This is a genomic window from Microbulbifer sp. JSM ZJ756 (genome assembly GCF_044383805.1).
Lineage (GTDB): Bacteria > Pseudomonadota > Gammaproteobacteria > Pseudomonadales > Cellvibrionaceae > Microbulbifer > Microbulbifer zhoushanensis.
The window spans coordinates 1-666 of record NZ_JBISER010000031.1; the positions used below are offsets into that span (position 1 = coordinate 1).

Here is a 666-nt window from a genome sequence, read left to right on the forward strand (position 1 = left end):
GTAGTGTGCGGTGAGACCATCCAGCATGGGCTTGAGCGTATGGTATTCCTGGCCCTCGCCGAAAGCCTGCGCCTCGACAATGATCTGGTGTTTCTTGTCCACGGCGGCGACACCGTTGTACCCCTGGATGGTGCCCTTGCTGGTGGTCATCTTGGCCGACTCATTGTCGGTGATATTACTTTTGACTTCTTTCGGGGTCTTGCCTTGCCCCATCCTTGGGGCTTGCGTCTTTAGGAACTTGTCTATCTTCTCGAAGTGCTGCTTGAGCGTATCCGTCGCCTGCGCCAGTCGCTGCTTGCGCTCCCGCTCGGCGGGCTTGCGGCCATCCAGCTTCTTGTGTTCCTTGATGCAGTGCCGGATCTTCTTGCGGATCTTGGCCTGCTTTTGCTCGAGTTCCTTGAACGTACCGGAGTGCTCCTTACTGGCATTCGACGGCATCTTGCAACCATCAATCGCAAACAGCTCGTTGCCCAGCAGTCCCTCCTGGTCACACACCATCAGTACCTGCTCAAAGATCGACTCGATCGCATCCGGGTAACTGCTGACAAAGCTGGCGATACTGGTGAAGTGCGGCACTGAATCGCAGGAAAGCGCCTTGAAGATGATATTGTGCTCACATTGCCACTGGATCTCGCGGCTGGAGGTGATGCCCTTGGAGTATGCGAA

At 56.0% G+C, this 666-nt stretch carries 1 protein-coding gene; it reads right to left on the reverse strand.

The annotated features are described in order from the left end of the window. A partial coding sequence (locus ACH6CX_RS18495) for a transposase (protein ID WP_396676216.1) occupies positions 1–666 on the reverse strand: 666 nt, incomplete at both ends.